This window comes from Mycobacterium sp. M26 (assembly GCF_001494595.1).
Taxonomy (GTDB): Bacteria; Actinomycetota; Actinomycetes; order Mycobacteriales; family Mycobacteriaceae; genus Mycobacterium.
Map to the genome: position 1 here is coordinate 1172783 of NZ_LN929907.1, position 18948 is coordinate 1191730.

The 18948-nt window shown below is 67.0% G+C and carries 23 protein-coding genes; 7 read left to right on the top strand and 16 right to left on the bottom strand.

What is annotated here, in order from left to right; genetic code table 11:
* Positions 1–3: 3 nt before the first annotated feature.
* Together BN3385_RS05490 and BN3385_RS05495 are read right to left on the bottom strand one after the other, a co-directional pair.
* Positions 4–342 (bottom strand): hypothetical protein, encoded by a 339-nt coding sequence (locus BN3385_RS05490; protein WP_059015592.1) that lies wholly within the window; start codon positions 340–342, stop codon positions 4–6.
* A 91-nt stretch (positions 343–433) separates the two neighbouring features.
* On the bottom strand, positions 434–718 hold the full coding sequence (locus BN3385_RS05495) for a hypothetical protein (RefSeq protein ID WP_156432584.1): 285 nt from the start codon (positions 716–718) through the stop codon (positions 434–436).
* Between the two features lie 136 nt (positions 719–854).
* Between BN3385_RS05495 and BN3385_RS05500 the strand changes: the two genes are divergently transcribed.
* Positions 855–1868 carry an NADP-dependent oxidoreductase gene (locus BN3385_RS05500; protein WP_059016432.1) on the top strand — a complete coding sequence of 338 codons (1014 nt, stop codon included), beginning with the start codon at positions 855–857 and terminating at the stop codon, positions 1866–1868.
* Positions 1869–1879: 11 nt separating this feature from the next.
* Here the strand turns inward: BN3385_RS05500 and BN3385_RS05505 are convergent, their stop codons facing one another.
* From BN3385_RS05505 to BN3385_RS05515, 3 genes are read right to left on the bottom strand one after another with little or no spacing between them, the layout of a single operon-like run.
* Positions 1880–2695 carry an exodeoxyribonuclease III gene (locus tag BN3385_RS05505; protein WP_059016433.1) on the bottom strand — a complete coding sequence of 272 codons (816 nt, stop codon included), beginning with the start codon at positions 2693–2695 and terminating at the stop codon, positions 1880–1882.
* 18 nt (positions 2696–2713) lie between these two features.
* On the bottom strand, positions 2714–3616 hold the full coding sequence (locus tag BN3385_RS05510) for an N-acetylglutamate synthase, CG3035 family (protein WP_059015594.1): 903 nt from the start codon (positions 3614–3616) through the stop codon (positions 2714–2716).
* On the bottom strand, positions 3616–4209 hold the full coding sequence (locus tag BN3385_RS05515; protein ID WP_059015595.1) for a peptide deformylase: 594 nt from the start codon (positions 4207–4209) through the stop codon (positions 3616–3618). The genes BN3385_RS05510 and BN3385_RS05515 overlap by 1 nt, the downstream gene beginning before the upstream one ends.
* Before the next feature lie 128 nt (positions 4210–4337).
* Here BN3385_RS05515 and napA point away from each other — a divergent pair, with 128 nt between their 5' ends.
* Genes napA through BN3385_RS05545 form a run of 6 tightly spaced genes read left to right on the top strand, consistent with a single transcriptional unit; the run spans position 4338 to position 7931 of the window.
* Positions 4338–4646, top strand: a complete 309-nt coding sequence (gene napA / locus BN3385_RS05520; RefSeq protein WP_059015596.1) for a nucleoid-associated protein NapA — start codon at positions 4338–4340, stop codon at positions 4644–4646.
* 40 nt (positions 4647–4686) lie between these two features.
* Complete coding sequence (locus BN3385_RS05525) at positions 4687–5151, top strand: LytR C-terminal domain-containing protein (protein WP_059015597.1); 465 nt, start codon at positions 4687–4689, stop codon at positions 5149–5151.
* A 10-nt stretch (positions 5152–5161) separates the two neighbouring features.
* Positions 5162–5809: a superoxide dismutase family protein gene (locus BN3385_RS05530; RefSeq protein WP_059015598.1), complete on the top strand. Its 648-nt coding sequence runs from the start codon at positions 5162–5164 to the stop codon at positions 5807–5809.
* Entirely contained in the window at positions 5790–6944 is a 1155-nt protein-coding gene (locus tag BN3385_RS05535) for a glutamate--cysteine ligase (protein WP_059015599.1), read from the top strand. The genes BN3385_RS05530 and BN3385_RS05535 overlap by 20 nt, the downstream gene beginning before the upstream one ends.
* Positions 6945–6963: 19 nt before the next feature.
* Positions 6964–7299: a hypothetical protein gene (locus tag BN3385_RS05540; protein WP_059015600.1), complete on the top strand. Its 336-nt coding sequence runs from the start codon at positions 6964–6966 to the stop codon at positions 7297–7299.
* Positions 7296–7931, top strand: coding sequence for an LON peptidase substrate-binding domain-containing protein (locus tag BN3385_RS05545; RefSeq protein ID WP_059015601.1), 636 nt, complete (start codon positions 7296–7298; stop codon positions 7929–7931). The genes BN3385_RS05540 and BN3385_RS05545 overlap by 4 nt, the downstream gene beginning before the upstream one ends.
* 4 nt (positions 7932–7935) lie before the next feature.
* Here the strand turns inward: BN3385_RS05545 and BN3385_RS05550 are convergent, their stop codons facing one another.
* From BN3385_RS05550 to BN3385_RS05600, 11 genes are all read right to left on the bottom strand, one after another.
* The gene (locus BN3385_RS05550) at positions 7936–8811 is read right to left on the bottom strand and encodes a hypothetical protein (RefSeq protein WP_156432585.1); all 876 of its coding nucleotides are present in this window, start codon (positions 8809–8811) and stop codon (positions 7936–7938) included.
* Positions 8812–8903: 92 nt separating this feature from the next.
* Positions 8904–9794 carry a hypothetical protein gene (locus BN3385_RS05555; protein ID WP_059015603.1) on the bottom strand — a complete coding sequence of 297 codons (891 nt, stop codon included), beginning with the start codon at positions 9792–9794 and terminating at the stop codon, positions 8904–8906.
* Positions 9795–9907: 113 nt separating this feature from the next.
* Positions 9908–10750, bottom strand: coding sequence for a hypothetical protein (locus tag BN3385_RS05560; RefSeq protein ID WP_156432586.1), 843 nt, complete (start codon positions 10748–10750; stop codon positions 9908–9910).
* A 98-nt stretch (positions 10751–10848) separates the two neighbouring features.
* The gene (locus BN3385_RS05565) at positions 10849–11781 is read right to left on the bottom strand and encodes an SAM-dependent methyltransferase (protein WP_059015605.1); all 933 of its coding nucleotides are present in this window, start codon (positions 11779–11781) and stop codon (positions 10849–10851) included.
* Between the two features lie 52 nt (positions 11782–11833).
* On the bottom strand, positions 11834–12637 hold the full coding sequence (locus BN3385_RS05570) for a hypothetical protein (RefSeq protein ID WP_059015606.1): 804 nt from the start codon (positions 12635–12637) through the stop codon (positions 11834–11836).
* 80 nt (positions 12638–12717) lie between these two features.
* Positions 12718–13092: a monovalent cation/H(+) antiporter subunit G gene (mnhG, locus tag BN3385_RS05575; protein WP_059015607.1), complete on the bottom strand. Its 375-nt coding sequence runs from the start codon at positions 13090–13092 to the stop codon at positions 12718–12720.
* Positions 13089–13361 (bottom strand): monovalent cation/H+ antiporter complex subunit F, encoded by a 273-nt coding sequence (locus BN3385_RS05580; RefSeq protein WP_059016434.1) that lies wholly within the window; start codon positions 13359–13361, stop codon positions 13089–13091. Before BN3385_RS05580 ends, mnhG begins: the two co-directional genes overlap by 4 nt.
* A gap of 79 nt (positions 13362–13440) precedes the next feature.
* Positions 13441–13983 (bottom strand): Na+/H+ antiporter subunit E, encoded by a 543-nt coding sequence (locus BN3385_RS05585; protein WP_059015608.1) that lies wholly within the window; start codon positions 13981–13983, stop codon positions 13441–13443.
* On the bottom strand, positions 13980–15581 hold the full coding sequence (locus tag BN3385_RS05590; RefSeq protein WP_059015609.1) for a Na+/H+ antiporter subunit D: 1602 nt from the start codon (positions 15579–15581) through the stop codon (positions 13980–13982). Before BN3385_RS05590 ends, BN3385_RS05585 begins: the two co-directional genes overlap by 4 nt.
* The gene (locus BN3385_RS05595) at positions 15578–16048 is read right to left on the bottom strand and encodes a Na(+)/H(+) antiporter subunit C (RefSeq protein WP_059015610.1); all 471 of its coding nucleotides are present in this window, start codon (positions 16046–16048) and stop codon (positions 15578–15580) included. The genes BN3385_RS05590 and BN3385_RS05595 overlap by 4 nt, the downstream gene beginning before the upstream one ends.
* On the bottom strand, positions 16045–18945 hold the full coding sequence (locus tag BN3385_RS05600; RefSeq protein ID WP_059015611.1) for a Na+/H+ antiporter subunit A: 2901 nt from the start codon (positions 18943–18945) through the stop codon (positions 16045–16047). Before BN3385_RS05600 ends, BN3385_RS05595 begins: the two co-directional genes overlap by 4 nt.
* Positions 18946–18948: the final 3 nt, after the last annotated feature.

Consider the following 18948-nt stretch of genomic DNA (forward strand, 5'->3'; position numbering starts at 1 on the left):
TCGCTACTTCTTCGGCGGCGCCGGGGTGGCTTCGATGACCCAGCGGTCGAGGCGTCCGGCCATCCGCCACAGCGCGGCCTGCATCTCGTCCGGGCCGATCTCGGCCTGCGCGCAGGCGGCCAGCCGATCGGAAATCCTGACCAGCGTCACCGCCGCGACCCGGGTGGTGCGATCCCGGGATGACCGCACGCTCTGCGACATGACGTCCCGGAATTCGACGAGATCACCGATCGTGCGGGCGGCCGGTTCCGGCGGCTGCCGGCGGTAGAACTCGATGAGCGCCTCGAGACACGTCAGCGTCTGATGTGCGGTGCTCTTCGGAATGAGGATGTCCGAACCCATCAAAGTCCCCACTTCGCACGGCGACTGACCTATGCCGACAGCAGATCATGCGAGAGCGAACACGACATGACGTCAGGGAGACGACGTCAACTCACCAATCCGAACGGCCGGCGAGGATCAGGTCGTGCAGCGCGAACACCGGAACGCCGACCGCCTGCGACAGCTGCGCCGCATACGCTCGCGCGATCCGGGGGCCGTCGCGCTGTTCGTCGAAGTCACCCGTCAGATCGACCGCGACGCGACAGCCGAACGTGTCACCCGCCGACACCACCTCGGCCCGCAGGACACCGTCAGGCAGCTGCAGTTCGGCTGCGGCCGAACTGACCTGCTCGATGGTGGCCGCCCAATCGACATAGACGGAAACAAACGATCCCACCCCACGATCCTTGCGTCCCGGCCCGATGACGGCCACGCGATTAGCCCAATGTTTACCTCGCGGCCATAGTTCGCGGCCGTCTCGATGTGTGGAAACCGCCCACGACGGCCTCGTCGCCTTCGGTAGCTTCACAGCCGTGCCTGCGCTGACCAATCGCCAGATCCTGCTGCGCCGCCGCCCAAACGGTCTCGTGAAGCCTGACGACACCGAGCTCGTGACCACCGCCGCACCGGAACTGGCCGAGGGTGAGGCACTGCTGCGTACGACCTACGTCGGCCTGGATGCCGCCGCGCGCACCTGGCTCAACGACCAGCCGAGCTATCTGCCGCCGGTCCAGATCGGCGAGGTGATCCGCGCCGCCGGTATCGGCGAGGTGGTCGCGACCCGCTGCGACGCGTTCGAGGTCGGGGACGTCGTCACCACCCTGACGGGTTTCCAGGACTACCAGGTCATCCGCGACGACATCTTCAGCACCCCGGTGCAGGCCGGCAGCGACCAGCTGGCGGTGATGAGCATGTACGGCCCGACCGGGGCCACCGCGTACTTCGGCATGACCGATATCGGGCGGCCCCAGGCGGGAGAGACCGTCGTCGTGTCGGCGGCCGCCGGTGCCACCGGGTCGGTGGCCGGGCAGATCGCCAAGATCGCCGGAGCCCGGGTGATCGGGATCGCCGGCGGGCCGGAGAAATGCAAGGCCGTGGTCGAGGATTTCGGCTTCGACGCCTGCATCGACTACAAGAACGACGACATGCGCGCCGCGCTCAAAGAGCACTGCCCCAAGGGTGTGAACGTCTACTTCGACAACGTCGGCGGCCCGATCCTGGATGCGGTGCTGGGCCGGCTCGCGATGAAGGCGCGGGTGGTGCTGTGCGGTGTCATCTCCAGCTACCTCACCGGTGAGCATCCCGGCCCGTCGAACTACGTCAACCTGCTGTCCAAGACCGCCTCGATGCAGGGTTTCAACGCCCTCGATATGTGGGACCGCTTCGAGCAGGCCTACGCCGACCTTCGCCGCTGGGAGGCCGAAGGCAAGCTGGTGCACCGCGAGACCGTCTTCGAGGGACTCGAGAGTTGCGTCGACGCCCTCAACGGTCTGTTCACCGGAGCCAACATCGGCAAGATGCTGGTGAAGGTCAACGACCCGAGCTGACGGCGCGGCCGTCAGGTGCGCAGATCGACCAGCACCGGCGCGTGGTCGCTGGGCGCCGGGTCACCCTTCTTGCCCGGCCGCCGTTCGTCTTTCACGATCTCGCCGTGCACCACCCGATCCGCCAGAGCCGGTGAGCCCAGGATGAAGTCGATGCGCATGCCGCGGCGCTTCTGAAACGCCAACTGCGTGTAATCCCAGTAGGTGTAGACGCCGGGGCCCGGGGTGAACGGGCGCACCACGTCGGTGAACCGGGTGTCGACGATGGCGTTGAACGCCGTGCGTTCCGCCTCCGAGACGTGGGTGGAGTTCTCGAAGACTCCGATGTCCCAGACGTCCTCGTCGGTCGGCGCGATGTTCCAGTCGCCGACCAGGGCGATCTGCGCGGCCGGATCCTGCTGCAGCCACGAATCAGCCGTGTTACGTAGGGCGGCAAGCCATTCCAGCTTGTACTGATAGTGCGGGTCATCCAGGGTGCGGCCGTTGGGCACGTACAGGCTCCACACCTGCACACCGGCGCAGGTGGCCGCCAGTGCCCTGGCCTCGGCCTTGGCGTCCACCCCGTCCTTGCTCCAGGATGGTTGACCGTCGAAACCCACCTGGACGGCGTCGAGGCCGACCCGGGAGGCGATCGCCACCCCGTTCCACTGGTTGAACCCGCAGTGCACCACTTCGTAGCCGGCCTCCAGGAACGGCATGGTGGGGAACTGGTCGTCGGAGCACTTGGTCTCCTGCATCGCCAGCACGTCGACGTCGCCGCGTTGCAGCCAATCCACCACACGGCCCACCCGGGTACGGATGGAGTTGACGTTCCAGGTGGCGATGCGCAGGGCGTCGGCGGGCATGGGCTACAGCGTACGACCGAGTACCGACCGCGCATCGACGTAGCGGTGGTGATGGTGCAGGACGAACCCAAACCCGCTGTACAGCGCGATCGCGGCGGCGTTGTCCTCCAGCACCTGGACGTAGGCGCGGCTCGCACCCTGCTGCGCACCCCAGCCCAGCAGGGCCCGGCACAGCGAGCGGGCATGGCCGCTGCGACGCTGACCGGCGGTGACGTGCACGGCCGAGATGCCCAGCCACCGGGTGCCGTCCGGTGCGGATGTCACCGCCCCGCGACCCACCGCCGTACCGGGTGTCGAGGCGAAGACCAGCTCACCGTCGACGACCGCGGTCAGCACCGGCACCGGCACGTCACGCTCGTAGCGGGTCAGCCAGTCGTCGTCGGGCCGATCCTGAAACGTCACGGCCCCATCAGGATTCGCGTATGCAAGGTCGGCCACCATCACCCGGGTGTGCTTGATCCCGGCGGTGCGCACCGGAACCAGCCGGTCCGGCAGCGCCAGCCAGGGGTCCAGGCCGCGCTCGCGATACCAGTCGATCACGCCGTCCAAGCCGGCGATCGTGGCCGAGACATCCAGTGGCACAGCTGAATTCGCCCGGCTCGTGTAGCCGCCGCCGGCGCGCAGGAACCAGCCGTCATGCCAGTGCTGTTCGGTGCCGGGCCAGGCCAGCGCGGCAGCATGCTCCAGAGCCCGGATCTCCGAGGCCCGTACCGGCCGGTCGCTCAGCTCGCGCACGGCGATCACGTCGGCGGGGCTGATCGAGACCAGCTCGCCGGATTTGGTCCGCAGCACCACCGGGTCCAGGGCTTGCACATGGCCGATCACGTCGGTCATCGGCGGCGAACTGCCCGCCGGCAGCCGGTAGCGGATGCTCACCCGGGCGCCGACCGGCGGGACGCTGGCCATCACTGACCGAAGGGGTCAGGCACCTCGCCGGGCATCCACGACAGGCCCGGGACACCCCAGCCGTTCTTCTTCGCCGCCTTCTTGGCTGCCCGGGCATGCCGGCCGATGAGCTTGTCGACATAGAGGAAACCGTCGAGGTGGCCGGTCTCGTGCTGCAGCATCCGGGCGAACAGCCCGTTGCCCTCCAGCGTGACCGGCTGGCCGTCGGCGTCCAGGCCGGTGACCCGGGCCCAGGTCGCGCGCCCGCAGGGGAAAGACTCACCCGGCACCGAGAGGCACCCCTCGTCGTCGTTGTCCGGATCGGGCATCGTCTCGGGGATCTCTGAGGTCTCCAGCACCGGGTTGATCACCACGCCGCGCCGGCGGGTGGTCTGGCCGCGGTCGTCGGCACAGTCGTAGACGAACAGCCGCTTGCCCACCCCGATCTGGTTGGCCGCCAGGCCGACACCGTTGGCGGCGTCCATCGTGTCGTACATGTCCTTGATCAGATCGGCCAGATCGGCGGGCAGGGATCCGTCGTCGCCGACCGGCACCGGGCTGGTCGGGTTGTGCAGGACGGGATCACCCAAGATCACAATTGGTCTGACTGCCATGATCGGCAAGCTTAAGTCAGCCGACGCGCGGGCTCGGCTGCCGTCCCAACTGACGTGAGCGTGATTGAATGACGCCATCACACGGATGTCTCACGGTCAGAACTTTGCGAAAGGGTCCACAGAGCGAAATGGACGGCGCCATGGCACGGGCTGAGCGCTCCAACGACGACGCTGACCTGCCTGAGGGCTTGACTCGCCGTGAATACGACATCCTGGCCTTCGAACGGCAGTGGTGGAAGTACGCCGGAGCCAAAGAAGAAGCCATCAAGGAACTGTTTTCGATGTCGGCCACTCGCTATTACCAGGTGCTGAATGCGCTGGTCGACCGTCCAGAAGCGCTCGCCGCGGACCCGATGCTGGTCAAGCGGCTGCGCAGGCTTCGGGCCAGCCGCCAGAAGGCGCGTGCGGCCCGTCGACTGGGCTTCGAGGTTCCCTGATTTTTCGGGTTGACCGCCGTCGCTGGTTAAGGTGGGGCCGATGAACGAGCGCGTTCCCGATTCCTCGGGCCTGCCCCTGCGGGCGATGGTGATGGTCCTGTTGTTCCTGGGTGTCATCTTCCTGCTCGTCGGATTCCAGGCGATGGGCTCGGGTAACGACTCCAGCGACGACACGTCGTCGGTGCGCACCGTGACCACCACCACGAGCACCACCAAGACCTCGGCGGCCGCGGCGAAGGCCGACGTCCGGGTGTTCAACGTCGGCGGTGAGGAAGGTGGCGCGGGCCGCATCGGTGACCGGCTGCGTGAGGCCGGCTGGAACGTGACCGAGACCAGTAACCTGGCCGCCCCGTCGGTCACCGCAACCACCGTGTACTTCGGCACCACCGAGGGTGAGCAGGCGGCGGCCGAAGCCGTGGCCAAGGTGCTCGACGCACCTGTCGAGCCACGAATTCCGGAAATCGCCGAGCAACCACCGGGCGTGATCGTTCTGGTGACGGGATAGAGTTCGGGGCATGGTTAAGCCCGTCAGCCAGGCGAAGATCGCCACCGCAGTCCTGTTCGTTGCTCCCGTCGCGTTGCTGACGGCCTGTTCGCCCAATGAGCCCATTGCCACGCAGCCCGGCACCACCCCGCCGGTGTGGACGGGCTCGCCGGACCCGTCGGCCGAGGCCGAGGCCCAGAACGCGGGCGAAGAGCAGGTCACCGAGGAAACCAAGACGCTCAACGCGATCATCACCGGCGTGGACGGCTCCCAGCTGGCCGCGGCCACCGTCGAGTTCACCGAGAAGTTTGCCACCGTCACCGTGCAGACCACCGGTGCAGGCAAGCTCGCCCCCGGTCTGCACAACCTGCAGCTGACCGCCGTCGGCAAGTGCGAGCCCAACTCGGTCGGCCCGGCCGGCGGTAACCCCGGCGACTTCCTGTCCGCCGGTGACCCGATCGCCCCCGCCAGCCCGACCGGCCCGCTGGTGCCGCTGCAGGTGAAAGCCGACGGCACCGGGATGCTCGTCACCACCACCGACGCATTCAAAGAAGAGCAGCTGCTCGACGGCGACAAGTCGGCCATCGTCATCTACGACAAGTCCGACACCATCGCCGCCGACCAGACCGCTGTGGCCGCCGGCAAGCGGGTGGCGTGCGGTGTCCTCAGCTCCGGCTAGCAGTTCAGCGAGCAGACGCGCCGCCGCGCGCATCGACTTCGCCGGGTCCCCCCGGCCGACCCTCGGTGTCGAGTGGGAGTTCGCCCTCATCGACGCGGCGACCCGCGACCTGAGTAACGAGGCCGCCGCGGTGATCGCCGACTTGGGTGAGAACCCGCACGTGCACAAGGAACTGCTGCGCAACACCGTCGAGATCGTCACCGGCGTGTGCGACACCGTCGGAGAGGCAATGGACGATCTGCGCTCGACGCTGCGGGATGTCCGCGGTGCGGTGCAAGACCGCGGGATGGAACTGTTCTGTGCCGGCACGCATCCTTTCGCCGAGTGGTCGGCGCAGAAACTCACCGACGCCCCGCGCTACGCCGAACTGATCAAGCGCACGCAGTGGTGGGGTCGGCAGATGCTGATCTGGGGCGTGCATGTGCACGTGGGGGTCTCGTCGGCGCACAAGGTCATGCCGATCATCTCCTCGCTGCTCAACCACTACCCGCACCTGCTGGCGCTGTCCGCGTCGTCCCCGTTCTGGATGGGGGAGGACACCGGCTACGCCAGCAACCGGTCGATGATGTTCCAGCAGCTGCCCACCGCCGGGCTGCCGTTCCAGTTCGAGACGTGGCGGCAGTTCGAAGAGTTCGTCTATGACCAGAAGAAGACCGGCATCATCGACCACATCAACGAAGTGCGTTGGGATATCAGGCCTTCCCCGCACCTCGGTACCGTCGAGGTCCGCATCTTCGACGGGGTGTCCAATCTGCGCGAGCTCTCGGCGCTGGTGGCGCTGACGCACTGCTTGATCGTCGACCTGGACCGTCGGCTGGACGCCGGTGAGCAGTTGCCCGTGATGCCGCCGTGGCATGTGCAGGAGAACAAGTGGCGCGCGGCGCGGTACGGCCTGGACGCCATCATCATCCTCGATGCCGACAGCAACGAACGGCTGGTCACCGAGGATCTCGATGACCTGCTGACCCGGCTGCAGCCGGTGGCCGAATCTTTGCACTGCGCAGACGAACTGGCGGCGGTGGCCGAGATTCCGCGCCGTGGCGCGTCTTATCAGCGCCAGCACCGGGTAGCCGATGAGAACGGCGGCGACCTGCATGCCGTGGTCGACTCGCTGGTGGCCGAGCTCGACATCTAGCGTGATGAGGAGGCGCGGCATGGCAATCCGGCGGGTGGGACTCACAGTGCTGGCGGCTGTGCTCGTGCTGACCGGCGCGGGCTGTGCCAAGCCGATTCCCGGCACCCCGGTCGCCGTACCGGGCCAGGCCGGTAAGCCGCTGGCGCCTGCCGATCTGTCCACCGCTACCTGCCGCGAGTACCTGGCGATGGACGACGCCACCCGCCGCGAGGTCATCAAAGCCATTGGCGAGAAGGGCAACCAGCTGATCGGCATCAACCCCGACCTGTGGGTCGGGGTGGCCAGCGCGTTGTGCACCTTCGTCGACCCGAGCGCACCGGTGCGCGACATCCTCGTCGGCCAGGGCCTGCGATGACCGCGCAACCGATGTTCCCGCTGCAGTCCGCGTTGCTGCCGGGCGAGGTGCTGCCGCTGCGGATCTTTGAACCGCGGTACTCCCAGTTGGTCCGGGACTGCCTGGCGATGGACGATCCGGCCTTCGGCGTCGTGCTGATCACCCGCGGTCGGGAGGTCGGCGGCGGGGATATCCGCAGCGATGTCGGCGCGCTGGCCCGCATCGCCGAGTACGCCGATCACGGCATGGGCCAGTATCAGCTGAATGCTGTTGTGTGCGAACGTATCCGGGTGACGCAGTGGCTCGACGACGACCCGTATCCGAGGGCCGCCATCGAGCTGTGGCCCGATGAGCCGGGCCCACCGGTCGGTCCCCAGCGCATCGGCGAGGTGGTCGACCGCATTCTGGAGCTGTTCGAGCGGATCGTCAGTTCTCGTGGGGCCCAGCTGCGTCCGGACGCGCTGGCTGTCGAACCCGAGGTGGCCGACGACCCGTCGCGCCACATCTACGCCCTGGCGTCCCGGGTGCCGATGGGCCAGGCTGACCGCTACGCGCTACTGGCCGCGCCGACCCTGGCCGAGCGGGTCGACGTCTTCACTGATGCGCTAGAAACGGTTGCGGCGATGGTGGAGTTTCAGATCGCCGAGGAATAGCGGACTACTTGCGGGCGCTGCCGCCGTGGCTCTTGGCGGCGGACCCGCCCGACTTCTTGCTGGTGCTCTTCGCAGTCGAGCTATTGGCCTTCTTGCCGCTGACTGCCGAGGCACCGCCGACGACAACACCATTGATGTTGAAGCCGGGACCTGACTTGGTGATCGTCCTCCCGTTCTGCAAGATCGCCGCCGCGATGGCGAATGGCCCCGGCCCGGATGCGACAGCGTTGCTTGAACCCCCGATGTTGGCGGCGGAGTTGAGGATTGCGGTAGAACTCCCACCGGCCAGAAGGCTGTTACCGGTGCCGAAAAGGCTTACCGCATTGTTGAACCCACCGATCGCCGAGACGCTGTTCGACCCCGTGACGTTCAGGGCGGAGTTGCCGAAGCCGTAGGCCGCCACGCTGGCATCGCCGAAGAGATTGACGGCAAGGTTCACCGCTCCGTAGGTATTGATCAATCCGCCGCTGGTGTTGCCCAGCGATATGCCAACATTCAGCACATCCGTGGGATTGAGCCCCGACTGAACGTCTGAGTTGTATCCGGCCTGAACCGCGAGCGAGAGAATGCCACCGGCCCGGGACGTGCTGTAGTCGCCGAGGGTGATCGCAGTATTCAAGACGCCGTTGGTGTCGGTTCTCGCTTCGTTGGAGGTGCCGATCGCCAGGGCACTCCCGAACCATCCATCGGCGTGGGCCTGCGCGGCTGGGCCGATAGCGATGGCGAAGCTGGTGATGTTACTGCTGCAGTCGGCGGTGTTGCCGAGGCCGAAGAATGAGGCGCAGGTGGCGTTGGCGGCGGGCGGTGTGCCCACGGCCGTACCTACCAACGCCGCAGCAACGGCCGAGATGGCGACTCGGCTGATACGGACGGCAGTCATGGGCAGCCCTTCCTGTGGGGTTCCTGTAGGACGCATTGAACGCTTCAGGAACCTTGCTGGATGAAAAATTGCCGTATTCGTCAAATTGCGCGCTACTTGCGCGCGCTGCCGCCCGTGGACTTCGCCGAGGTGCTGGACTTCTTGCCGGTGGATGTCGAGCTCTTTGCCTTCTTGCCGCTGACCGCCGATGCCCCGCCGACGACAAGCCCGTTGATGTTGATGCCCGGTCCGTTCTTCGTGATGATCTTGGTGTTCTGGAAGATCGCCCCGGCGATCGCCAGCGGACCGGGTCCCGCCGTGACGACGTTGCCCGATCCGCCGATGTTGAACGCCGTGCTTCCGAAGGCTTCCGGCGGCGCCGCGGGGTTCTGGGCGCGAACAACGGTGGTGGTGCCGAATAGGTTGTACGAGCTGTTGAACGAGCCCTGGGAGAAGAGGAATCCGGTGCCACCGATGTTCACGGCGGTGTTCACATTGCCGACACTCTGAACAGTCGCACTCCCGAACAGATTGACGGCGAGGTTGCCGTTGCCGAAGGTGGCCACGTTGGTGGTCGCCGAATTACCCACCGTCAGTGACACATTCAAAAACTCGCCGGAGGCCCCCGCGTTCGCGGTCGCGTTCGACCCGGCGATGGCGGCAAGGGACAGGATGCCGCCCGCTTGGGCGGTCGCCGAATCGCCCAGCGCGATCGACGTGTTGAGGAATCCACCACTGGGGGTCTCGGCTGAGCTCGAGGTGCCGACGGCCAGCGCGCTACCGAACCAGCCGTTGGCGCGGGCCTGCGCGTTCGTGCCGATCGCGATGGCGAAGCTGGTGATGTTGCTGGTGCAGTCAGGGCCGTTGCCCAGACCGAAGAACGAGGCGCAGGTGGCGCTTGCCGTGGGTGCCGAACCCAGGGCGGTGGCAGCCAGACCGCCGGCCAGCAGAGTGCTGGCGATGACGGCGGCGGTGCTTCGAGGGCGGGTGATGGATGTCGTCATCTGCGGGCTTCCTCCGCTAGAAAGTTGTGTTCGCAAGTATTCAACCCCGCATGCGCTGCTCAGGTGGGCTGAATCGACGCCGGGGTCAATTCAGTGAATATGCGGACCGCGGGTTACTCCGACGACGAAGCACGCCCGCTGCCGCCGGTGGACTTGGCCGGTTTGGCCGCGCCCGCCGCCGCGGCAGCCGTCTTTTTCTTCTTCTGCGGTGTCTGCAGGGGCAGCGTAATCCGGTTATTGATGTTGAATCCTGGCCCGGTCTGGTTGACGGCATTCACCCCTTGACCGCTGTTCTGGCCACTCTGGAACAGCGAGGCTGCGATCGACAGCGGCCCCTTCTCGGCCTCCACGACATTGCCGTCACCGAGGATGCTTGCGCTCAGTGCCCCCAGGCCGTCGGCGGAGATGAAGTTCGAAAACCCCTGTGCTGTGCCGAACAGGTTGAGCGCGGTCGAACCCTGGCCGAACGCCTGTGTCTGGGAGATGTGCCCGTTGGCGGTCGGCCCGCTCACGTTGATCGAGAAGGTGAAGTTTCCAGCGGACTCGGCGCGGACGCCGCCCGCGCCATATCCCGAGGTGACGACCGCGGTGGAAAACAGACCGTAGGACGCGGCCTGGGTACCGGTCCCGAGGGCTACGGCAACGGCGAAGCCGCTCGACTGCGGAGTGGACGCGAGATTGGCTCCCGTCGCCGCGCTCGCACCGTCTCCGATGGAGAACGCGACACCGAAGATGCCGCCTGCTGTCGCCGTGGCACCAGTACCCAGCGCAATGGCGATCGTGGTCGGGGTACTGCTGCACTCCTTGTTGTTGCCGATGCCGAACAGTGCCGCGCAGGTTGCGTTGGCGTGCGGGGCCGACCCCAACCCGGCGCCGGCCAGCGCGCCGGTGGCGAGTGCGCCGGCCAGCACTCCGCCGGTCAGCCTTTTCCCGGACAGTGCACGCTGCGAGCCCATGGCTGCTCCCATCGCCCTCGGATGTGACGCAGCGGAAAATTTCACTGCGGACGGGCCAATGTTTGCAGAAGAGACCAGTCGGCGCGCGCGATTCGTGGTCAGAGTTTGGTGGCGGCGACGAACGTCGTATCCGGCACCACATCGACGTCGAATGGGGGCCGCTGGTAGTGCTCCATCAGGTCGGGTGCATCGATGGTCTCGACCTCCCAGCCATGGTCTGTGAGCCATTCGGCCACATCGGTGCGGGCCTCGACATACCACAGCGCGGCGGTATCGGGGATGTCGTCGATGCCCGCTTCGGCGGCAGCCTGCCGGGCCTGCGCCATCCGCTCGCGACGCCGTTCCATGATCTCGGGCGAGTAGAAGTCGCGGCCGAAGGCCTCCACCGCCAGCCGGCTGCCCTCGGCGCTCAGGGCGTCGATCCGCTCGAACAACAGATCCTGTGCGTCGGCAGACAGGTAGGGCAGCAAGCCTTCCGCGCACCACACCGTCGGTCGAGACTCGTCGAAACCGTGCTGGCGCAATGCCGTTGGCCAATCATGACGCAGATCGATCGGCACCGAGACGTAGGCCGTCGCCGGACGGGCGTTGTGACTGGCCAGCACCCGCTCCTTGAACTCGAGCACCTTCGGCTGGTCGAGTTCATAGATGGTGGTGTCACTGATCCACGGCAGCCGCCAGGCTCGGGTGTCGAGCCCGGCCGCCAGGATCACCACCTGATCCAGGCCGTTGGCGCCGGCGGTGGTGAAGAACTCGTCGAGGTATTTGGTGCGGGAGGCGATATAGGCGGCCATCGTCTTCATCCGGGCGATCACCTGATCGTCGGCCTTGCCGATGTGGGCCAGGGTCTCCTCGGTGAACGACGGCCGCCAACCGGCCTCGGTGGCCGCCTCGATGAAGAAGTGTGCGTACGGGTCGGTGTAGAGCGGACACTCCGCCTCCGACTCCGCGGCCCGGGCCCGCGCGACGGTCAGGGCGGTGGCACCGACTCCCTCGGTGATATCCCAGGTGTCATCGTCGTGTCGGCTCACGAGTTCTTTTCTACCCGGTCAAGCCGTGCGACATGCCTCCCACGCAAGGCGACTACTTGCGACCGCTGCCGCCAGTGCTCTTAGCCGAGCCTGCGGACGCCGTGCTCCGGGTGGCGGTGTTGGTGCCGGTCTTCTTGCCGCTGACGGCGGACGCTCCACCGACCACGAGGCCATTGATGTTGAAACCCGGTCCGGACTTGAGGATCGTCGATCCGTTGACGCCGATGGCTCCGGCGATCGCTAGTGGCCCGGTTCCGGCTTTGACGTTGTTGGCGCTGCCGAGCACGTTGAACGCTGTGTTGAGGGTGCCCTGCGCTTGTACGGCGCTCGACCCGAAGGCGTTCAGCGAAAGGTTGCCGTTGCCCGAACTGAGCGCGGTGCCGTCGCCGAGGAGATTCACCGAAATGTTTCCGTTGCCCATGGCGACAGCTGAACCCATGGCGTTGGTTCCGAGCGACACGGCGACATTACCCACGTCCGAGGGCAGTTGACCCGCTTTCGCGAGTGCGTTTGAGCCAGCAACGACGGCCAGCGACAAGATGCCTGACGCTTGTGCAGAAGAGTTGTCCCCCAGCACAATTGCGGTTTCGAACAGTCCTGTACTCGCAGTTGTGGCGGTACTGGAGTTGCCGACCGCGAACGCACTGCCGAACAACCCGTTGGCGTTGGCTTTGGCGTTGGTTCCGAGCGCAATCGCGAAACTGGTAAGGCTGCTGGTGCAATCGGCGCTATTGCCGATCCCGAAAAACGAAGCGCAGGTGGCGTTCGCGGGAGGGGCGCCGACCACAGTTGTGCTGGCAAGTCCCGCGGCGACGAGAACCCCGGCGGCGATCGATGTGCTGTTGCGCATGTCCATGGTCTGCTCCCATGCTCTGGCTACACAGGTCATTCAACCTGATTGCAGGGGGAAGTTCTCGCCTTTGGACTGAAATCGCGTCAATCGTCGACAGGGTGCGATGGCCGGTTGTCCTTGTCGTCGGCCGCCAGTTCTCGCATCTCGTCGGTGGTCAGCAGATCATCGCGGATGTTCTGCTCACGGTAGGCCAGCTGACCCACCCGGTGTGCCACCACCGGTGCGGTGATGAGGGTGAAGATTCCGGTCAGGATGATCATGCCGATGTCGACATTGCCGCGAAGACGGATCGCGGCCCCGCCGAGCACCAACAGAAGCCCGAGCACCTGGGGTTTGGTGGCGGCGTGCATGCGCGTGAGCGTGTCGGGGAAGCGCACCACACCGATGGCCGCCGTCAGCGCCAGCGCCGACCCGCCGAGCACGAGGATGGCGGTCAGGATGTCCAACGCTGTCGTCATCGGTCCGGCCGTTCGATGTCGGGCACGCGGAAGCGGGCCACGCTAACCGATCCGACGAAGCTGATCAGAGCCAGGGCGGCCAGGCTGTAGGTGACGGTGGTGTCCAGGGTGTAGGCCGCCCAGGTGCCGATCCCGCACATGGTCACCGCCACCATGGTGTCGACGGCGACCAGCCGGTCCAGCGTGCTGGGGCCGGCCAGCAGCCGGATCATCGTCACTGCCGCGGCCGCGATCAGCATCGCGCCGGCGAGCACCCACACGATCGTCATGACTGTGCCCCCGAACGTCGAGTTGTTGCGGAGAATGGGGCCCATCGGCGACAACAAGTCGACGTTGACAGTGTGGACGTCATCGTGCCGCCTCCTCGGATTCGGTTGCCGCCGGGCGCCATTCGGAATCGCGCTCGAACGAGGCCACCAGGAGCCGCTCCAGCTTGGCCGCCTGCCGGTAGAACCGGTCCACCGACCGCTGCGACCCCACGTCGAGCACGTGCACGTACAGCAGGCGCCGGGTCTGGTCGATCTCCAGCACGATCGTGCCCGGGGTGAGGTTCATGATGTTGACGCCCAACGCCAAGACCAGATCCGACTTGAGCGCCAGGCGCACCCGCAGCACCGCCGACAATGGCGGGCGGCCCGGCCGCAGCGCCAGCCACGCCACCTGGGTTGAGGATTCCACCAGCCACCACGCCACATTGAGCGCCAGCCACAGCAGTGACAGCGGATGCAGCTTGCCCTGCACCGGCACCGCGGGCAGCGGCAGCAGCAGTGTGATCAGCAACGCCACCGCAAGCCCGGAGAGCACGTTGGCCACCGAGATCGTGCCCCACAGCAGAAGCCACACCAGGGTCAGCCAGACGATCACCCAGACCTTGAGCAACCATGTCCTCATAGCCGCGTCCCCAATACCGCGCTGATGTACTGGCCGCGGTCAAGCACCTCGTCGGCCGCCCGGTCGCTGTAGCTGAAGATCGGACCGGCGGCCACTGTCAGGGCAAGCCCGACGGCGATCAAACTCATTGTCGGAGCGAGCATTCCGATCGGCATCCGGCCGACGTCGTCACGGTCGACGAACGCGACATCTTGCGAGTAGTCGTCGAGCAGCACCGACGGCGCCGAGTCGGCCATCGCCCCTTCCGGGGCGTCGACCCGGGCCCGCCAGAACGCCTTGGTCCACACCCGGGCCACCACATACAGCGTCAGCAGGCTGGTCAACAGCGACCCGCCGACCAGCAGCCACGCCAGGACCGAACCGCTCTGGGTACCGGCCTCCAGCAGCGCGACCTTGCCGATGAACCCGGAAAACGGCGGTATGCCACCGAGATTGAGGGCAGGCACAATGAAGACGAACGCCAGCAGCGGGCTGGCTGCTGCCAGTCCGCCGAGGCGGCGCAGGGTCGACGCCCCGGCCTGGCGTTCGATGAGTCCGACCACCAGGAACAGGGTGGTCTGCACGATGATGTGGTGGGCCACGTAGTAGATCGCCCCCGACATGCCCAGCCGGCTCGACAGCGCGATCCCGAACACCATGTAGCCGATGTGGCTGACGAGGGTGAATGAGAGCAGCCGTTTGATGTCGCTCTGTGCGATCGCGCCGAGGATGCCCACCACCATGGTCAATAGCGCGGCGACGAGCAGCACGTTGTCCAGGCCTCCGCCGGGGAACAGCAGTGAGTGCGTCCGGATGATCGCGTACACACCGACTTTGGTCAGTAGGCCCGCGAAGACGGCGGTGACCGGAGCGGGCGCGGTGGGGTAGGAGTCGGGCAACCAGGCCGACAGCGGGAACACCGCCGCCTTGATCCCGAAGGCGACCAGCAGGACCGCGAACAGGGCGCCACGGGTGCCGCTGCTGACGTCGTCCAGTCGCAGCGACAGTTCGGCCATGTTCAGCGTCCCGGTGGCGGCGTAGACCAAAGCCAGCCCGATCAGGAAGATCAGCGACGACACCATCGAGACCATCACGTAGGAGATCCCAGCCCGGACGCGTTCCTTGCTCGCGCCGATGGTCAGCAGCACGAAGCTGGCCGACAGCAGCACCTCGAAACCGACGTACAGGTTGAACAGGTCACCGGCCAGGAACGCGGTGCAGACCCCTGCGGACAGAACCAGATAGGTGGGCAGGAAGATCGACACCGGCTGGCGGTCGTCACCGTCGCGAATACCCTGCCCGATGGCGTAGAACACCACGGCCAGCAGCACGACCGCCGAGACCACCAGCATCAGGGCCGACAGCCGGTCGGCCACCAGCGTGATGCCCAGTGGGCCCAGGCCGGCGTCGGTCGGACCCCAGCCGCCGACGTGCAGGGCCTGGGTGCCGTCCCGGTCGGTGAGGTAGACCAGCACCGCGCACACCGCCAGCACCGCGCTCAGCGCGACCACGGTGATCAGCCGCTGCAGCCGCGGCCGCCGACCGGCCACCAGCGTCAGTGCGGCCGCCATGAGCGGAATCAGCACCGGCAGCGGCATCAGCACACCCGAGAGGCTCATCGCGACCCCTCGTGTCCGGGCAGGGCGTCCAATTCGTCGGGCTCGTCGGTGTCGCGGGCCGGCACCGGCACCGGTGCGTCCTCGTCGATGGATGAAGCTTCCTCGTCGGACAGCTTGGACACCCGGGTGTCCTCGGGATCGTTCTCGACGTCCTCCTCGGTGGTCAACCGGAACGACCGGTAGGTCAGGGCGAGGACGAACGCGGCGATACCCATCGCGATGACGATCGCCGTCAGGATCATGCCCTGCGCCAACGGATCCGCCGTCGTGGTTTCCGATCCACTGGTGCGTCCGCGGACCGGGGGATTACCGGAGGGGCCGCCGACGGTGAGGATCAACAGGTTCACGGCGTTGCCGACCAGCAACAGCCCCAACAACATTCGGGTGAGGTTGCGCGACAGCAGCAGATAGACACCGCAACTGGTGAGTCCGCCGATGATGATCAGGGGCACAAGATAGGTGTTCATCGGGCACCCACTTTCGCGGACTCGGTCTCCGCCATCTCGACGTCGATGCGCGCGCCGAGGCTGCGCAGCACGTCGAGCACCAGGCCCACCACGATCAGATACACCCCGAGGTCGAAGAACAGTGCGGTGACGAACTTGACGGTGCCGAGCAGTGGCACATCGAGGGTGATCACCGCCGAGGACAGTGCCGGTGCGCCCAGCAGCATCGAGGCCACCGCGGTTCCTGCCGACAGCACCAGACCCGCACCCAGGATCTTGCCGGCGTCCAGCGGCAGCGTTTCACCGAGTTCATAGCGGCCGCCGGCCAGATAGCGCAGCACCAGGGCCAGCCCGGCCGTCAACCCGCCGGCGAACCCGCCGCCCGGAGTGTTGTGACCGGTGAAGAAGAAGTACACCGACAGCACCATGATCAGCGGGAAGATCAGCCGGGTGGCGACCTCGAGCACCAGTGAGCGGTAGCGCGGGTCACGCAGTTCGCTGCCCCGCAACCAGGTGGTGTCACTGACCGCCGGGCTGTACGGAACCGACGGCAGCACCCCGATATCGGGCTGACCGGCATCGGAAACCCTTGGCGCCGAACCGAACCGGCGGTTGCGGAACACCAGCGAGGCGACACCGGTGGCGGCGACCACCAGCACCGAGATCTCACCGAGGGTGTCCCAGGCCCGGATGTCGACCAGCAGGACGTTCACGGTGTTGGCGCCGTGGCCGCGGAAGTAGGCGGCATCGGGCAGCAGCTCGGCGATCGGGGTGGTGCTGCGGGCGGCCTTGGCGAATACCGCCAGCGTGGTGACCGTCGCCCCCACCGCCAGCGCGATCAGCACCTTGGGCAGCCGGTAGCGCTTGACCGCCGACTCCTCGGCTTCGGCAGGCAGGGTCCGCAGCACCAGCACGAAGATGACCAAGGTGAGCGTCTCCACCAGGAACTGGGTGAGTGCCAGGTCGGGGGCACCGTGCAGCGCGAAGATGACACCGCAGCCGTAGCCGGTGATACCCACCAGCAGCACGGCCGCCAGCCGGTTGCGCATCACGGTCGCCGCCACTGCGGCAGCCAGGATCAGCAGGCCCACCACAGGTTGGACCAGCGAGTCCCACAGCCGGAAATCGGGGTGGTCGCGGGCGCCGAAGATGAGCACGGTGATGGGCAACAGGACCAGGGTGGACAGGATCACCGACTGGGTGACCGGGATCGAGCCGCGCTGGGTGACCGCGGTCAGCCGGACCGAGAGCACATCGGCGCCGCGGATGATCGCGTCGTACACCCGGTCGGCGTTGGCCAGCGGCTGGTAACGGCCCAGCCGGGCGCGCTGCAACCGGTCACGGCCGAAGAACGCCACCGTGCCCACGGCCAGCACCACCGCCGACAGCAGCACCGGCAGTCCGAAGCCGTGCCACAACTCCAGGGTGTAGCCGCCGTCGGCGACGCCGGCGGCGGGCAGGGTGTCGGCGTAGTCGTCGAGGGTGTGGTCGAGCGGGCTGGGAACCAGTCCGAAGAACAGGCCTGCCGCGGCCAGGATCGCGGGGGAGACCAGGAAGGCCGTCGCGGGCCGGTGCAGGTTGGCCACCAGGACACTGGGCGCCTGAGATCCCTTGCGCGCAAACGCTCCCCAGAGGAACCGCAGGCTGTAGATCGTGGTGAAGACCGAGCCGGTCACCACTCCGGCCAGGACGACGGGCGCCCACGCGCCCAGGGACTCGCTGTGCGCGAGAGTCTCGAAGTCGGCTTCCTTGGCGACGAAGCCGAGGAACGGCGGCAGCGCCGCCATGCTGGCGGTGGCTCCGGCGGCGATGACGAACAGCGCCGGCATCCGCCTGCCCAGCCATGCCAGCCGGCGGATGTCGCGGGTGCCGGTGGAGTGGTCGATGACGCCGACGACCATGAACAGCGTCGCCTTGAACAGAGCGTGGGCGCACAACATGGCCAGACCGGCCAGCATCATGTCCTGCCCACCAGCGCCCACCATCACCGAGATGAAGCCGAGTTGGCTGACCGTGCCGAACGCCAGAATGAGCTTGAGGTCGTATTCGCGCACAGCGCGCCACCCGGCCAGCAGCATGGTGATGACACCGAGCGTGATGACGGTTGGCCGCCAGCCCGGGGAATCGGCGAAGCCGGGGGTGAGCCGGGCGATCAGATAGACGCCGGCTTTGACCATGGCCGCGGCGTGCAGGTAGGCGCTGACCGGAGTGGGAGCGGCCATCGCGCCGGGAAGCCAGAAGTGGAACGGCACCAGCGCCGACTTGGATACCGCGCCGACCAGGACCAGAACCACGCCGACGGCGACGGCGGTCCCGTGCGGCGGGGCGGCCACCAGTTCGGAGAGCAGATACGTTCCGGAGTAGTGGCCGAGCACGATGATGCCGCCCAGCATCGCCAGACCGCCCGCGGTGGTGACCAACAGCGCCTGCATGGCCGCGCGCCGGCTGGTGGCCCGCTCCGCGTAGTGCCCGACGAGCAGGAACGACAGCACGGTCGTCAGCTCCCAGAACATGTAGAGCAGGAGCATGTTGTCGGAGACCACCAGGCCAAACATCGCCCCGGAGAAGGCGACCAGTTCGGCGGCGAAGCTGGGTAGCCGGTTCTCGGTGTGCCCGTCGCGGTGGTGGAAGTACTCCGCGCAGTAGATCAGCACCTGCGCGCCGATGGCGAGCACCAGCACGCTCATCACCGCGGAGAGGGTGTCGAAGCGCAGGGTGATGTTCATCGACAGCTCCGGCACCCACGGGATGTCGACGGTGGGGACCGGTCCGCCGGCGGGCGGCCAGTTCAGCACCACCCAGATCAGCGAGGCCGCCGGGACCAGCGCCAGCGGGTAGAAGGCCAGCCGTCCCCAGCGGTGCACAAGGACCGGCGCCACGGCGGCGGCGATCGCATGCGCGAGCAGGATGACGAGCATGGC

Bases quoted from the DNA above. Each gene is read 5' to 3' on its own strand.
- BN3385_RS05595 (WP_059015610.1), bottom strand. From the start codon at position 16,048: ATGAACACCTATCTTGTGCCCCTGATCATCATCGGCGGACTCACCAGT.
- napA (WP_059015596.1), top strand. From the start codon at position 4,338: ATGGACGGCGCCATGGCACGGGCTGAGCGCTCCAACGACGACGCTGAC.
- BN3385_RS05570 (WP_059015606.1), bottom strand. From the start codon at position 12,637: ATGGACATGCGCAACAGCACATCGATCGCCGCCGGGGTTCTCGTCGCC.
- BN3385_RS05550 (WP_156432585.1), bottom strand. From the start codon at position 8,811: ATGACTGCCGTCCGTATCAGCCGAGTCGCCATCTCGGCCGTTGCTGCG.
- BN3385_RS05540 (WP_059015600.1), top strand. From the start codon at position 6,964: ATGGCAATCCGGCGGGTGGGACTCACAGTGCTGGCGGCTGTGCTCGTG.
- BN3385_RS05600 (WP_059015611.1), bottom strand. From the start codon at position 18,945: ATGCTCGTCATCCTGCTCGCGCATGCGATCGCCGCCGCCGTGGCGCCG.
- BN3385_RS05545 (WP_059015601.1), top strand. From the start codon at position 7,296: ATGACCGCGCAACCGATGTTCCCGCTGCAGTCCGCGTTGCTGCCGGGC.
- BN3385_RS05590 (WP_059015609.1), bottom strand. From the start codon at position 15,581: ATGAGCCTCTCGGGTGTGCTGATGCCGCTGCCGGTGCTGATTCCGCTC.
- BN3385_RS05515 (WP_059015595.1), bottom strand. From the start codon at position 4,209: ATGGCAGTCAGACCAATTGTGATCTTGGGTGATCCCGTCCTGCACAAC.
- BN3385_RS05585 (WP_059015608.1), bottom strand. From the start codon at position 13,983: ATGAGGACATGGTTGCTCAAGGTCTGGGTGATCGTCTGGCTGACCCTG.
- BN3385_RS05580 (WP_059016434.1), bottom strand. From the start codon at position 13,361: ATGACGATCGTGTGGGTGCTCGCCGGCGCGATGCTGATCGCGGCCGCG.
- BN3385_RS05530 (WP_059015598.1), top strand. From the start codon at position 5,162: ATGGTTAAGCCCGTCAGCCAGGCGAAGATCGCCACCGCAGTCCTGTTC.
- BN3385_RS05510 (WP_059015594.1), bottom strand. From the start codon at position 3,616: ATGGCCAGCGTCCCGCCGGTCGGCGCCCGGGTGAGCATCCGCTACCGG.
- BN3385_RS05555 (WP_059015603.1), bottom strand. From the start codon at position 9,794: ATGACGACATCCATCACCCGCCCTCGAAGCACCGCCGCCGTCATCGCC.
- BN3385_RS05525 (WP_059015597.1), top strand. From the start codon at position 4,687: ATGAACGAGCGCGTTCCCGATTCCTCGGGCCTGCCCCTGCGGGCGATG.
- BN3385_RS05490 (WP_059015592.1), bottom strand. From the start codon at position 342: ATGGGTTCGGACATCCTCATTCCGAAGAGCACCGCACATCAGACGCTG.
- BN3385_RS05560 (WP_156432586.1), bottom strand. From the start codon at position 10,750: ATGGGCTCGCAGCGTGCACTGTCCGGGAAAAGGCTGACCGGCGGAGTG.
- mnhG (WP_059015607.1), bottom strand. From the start codon at position 13,092: ATGACGACAGCGTTGGACATCCTGACCGCCATCCTCGTGCTCGGCGGG.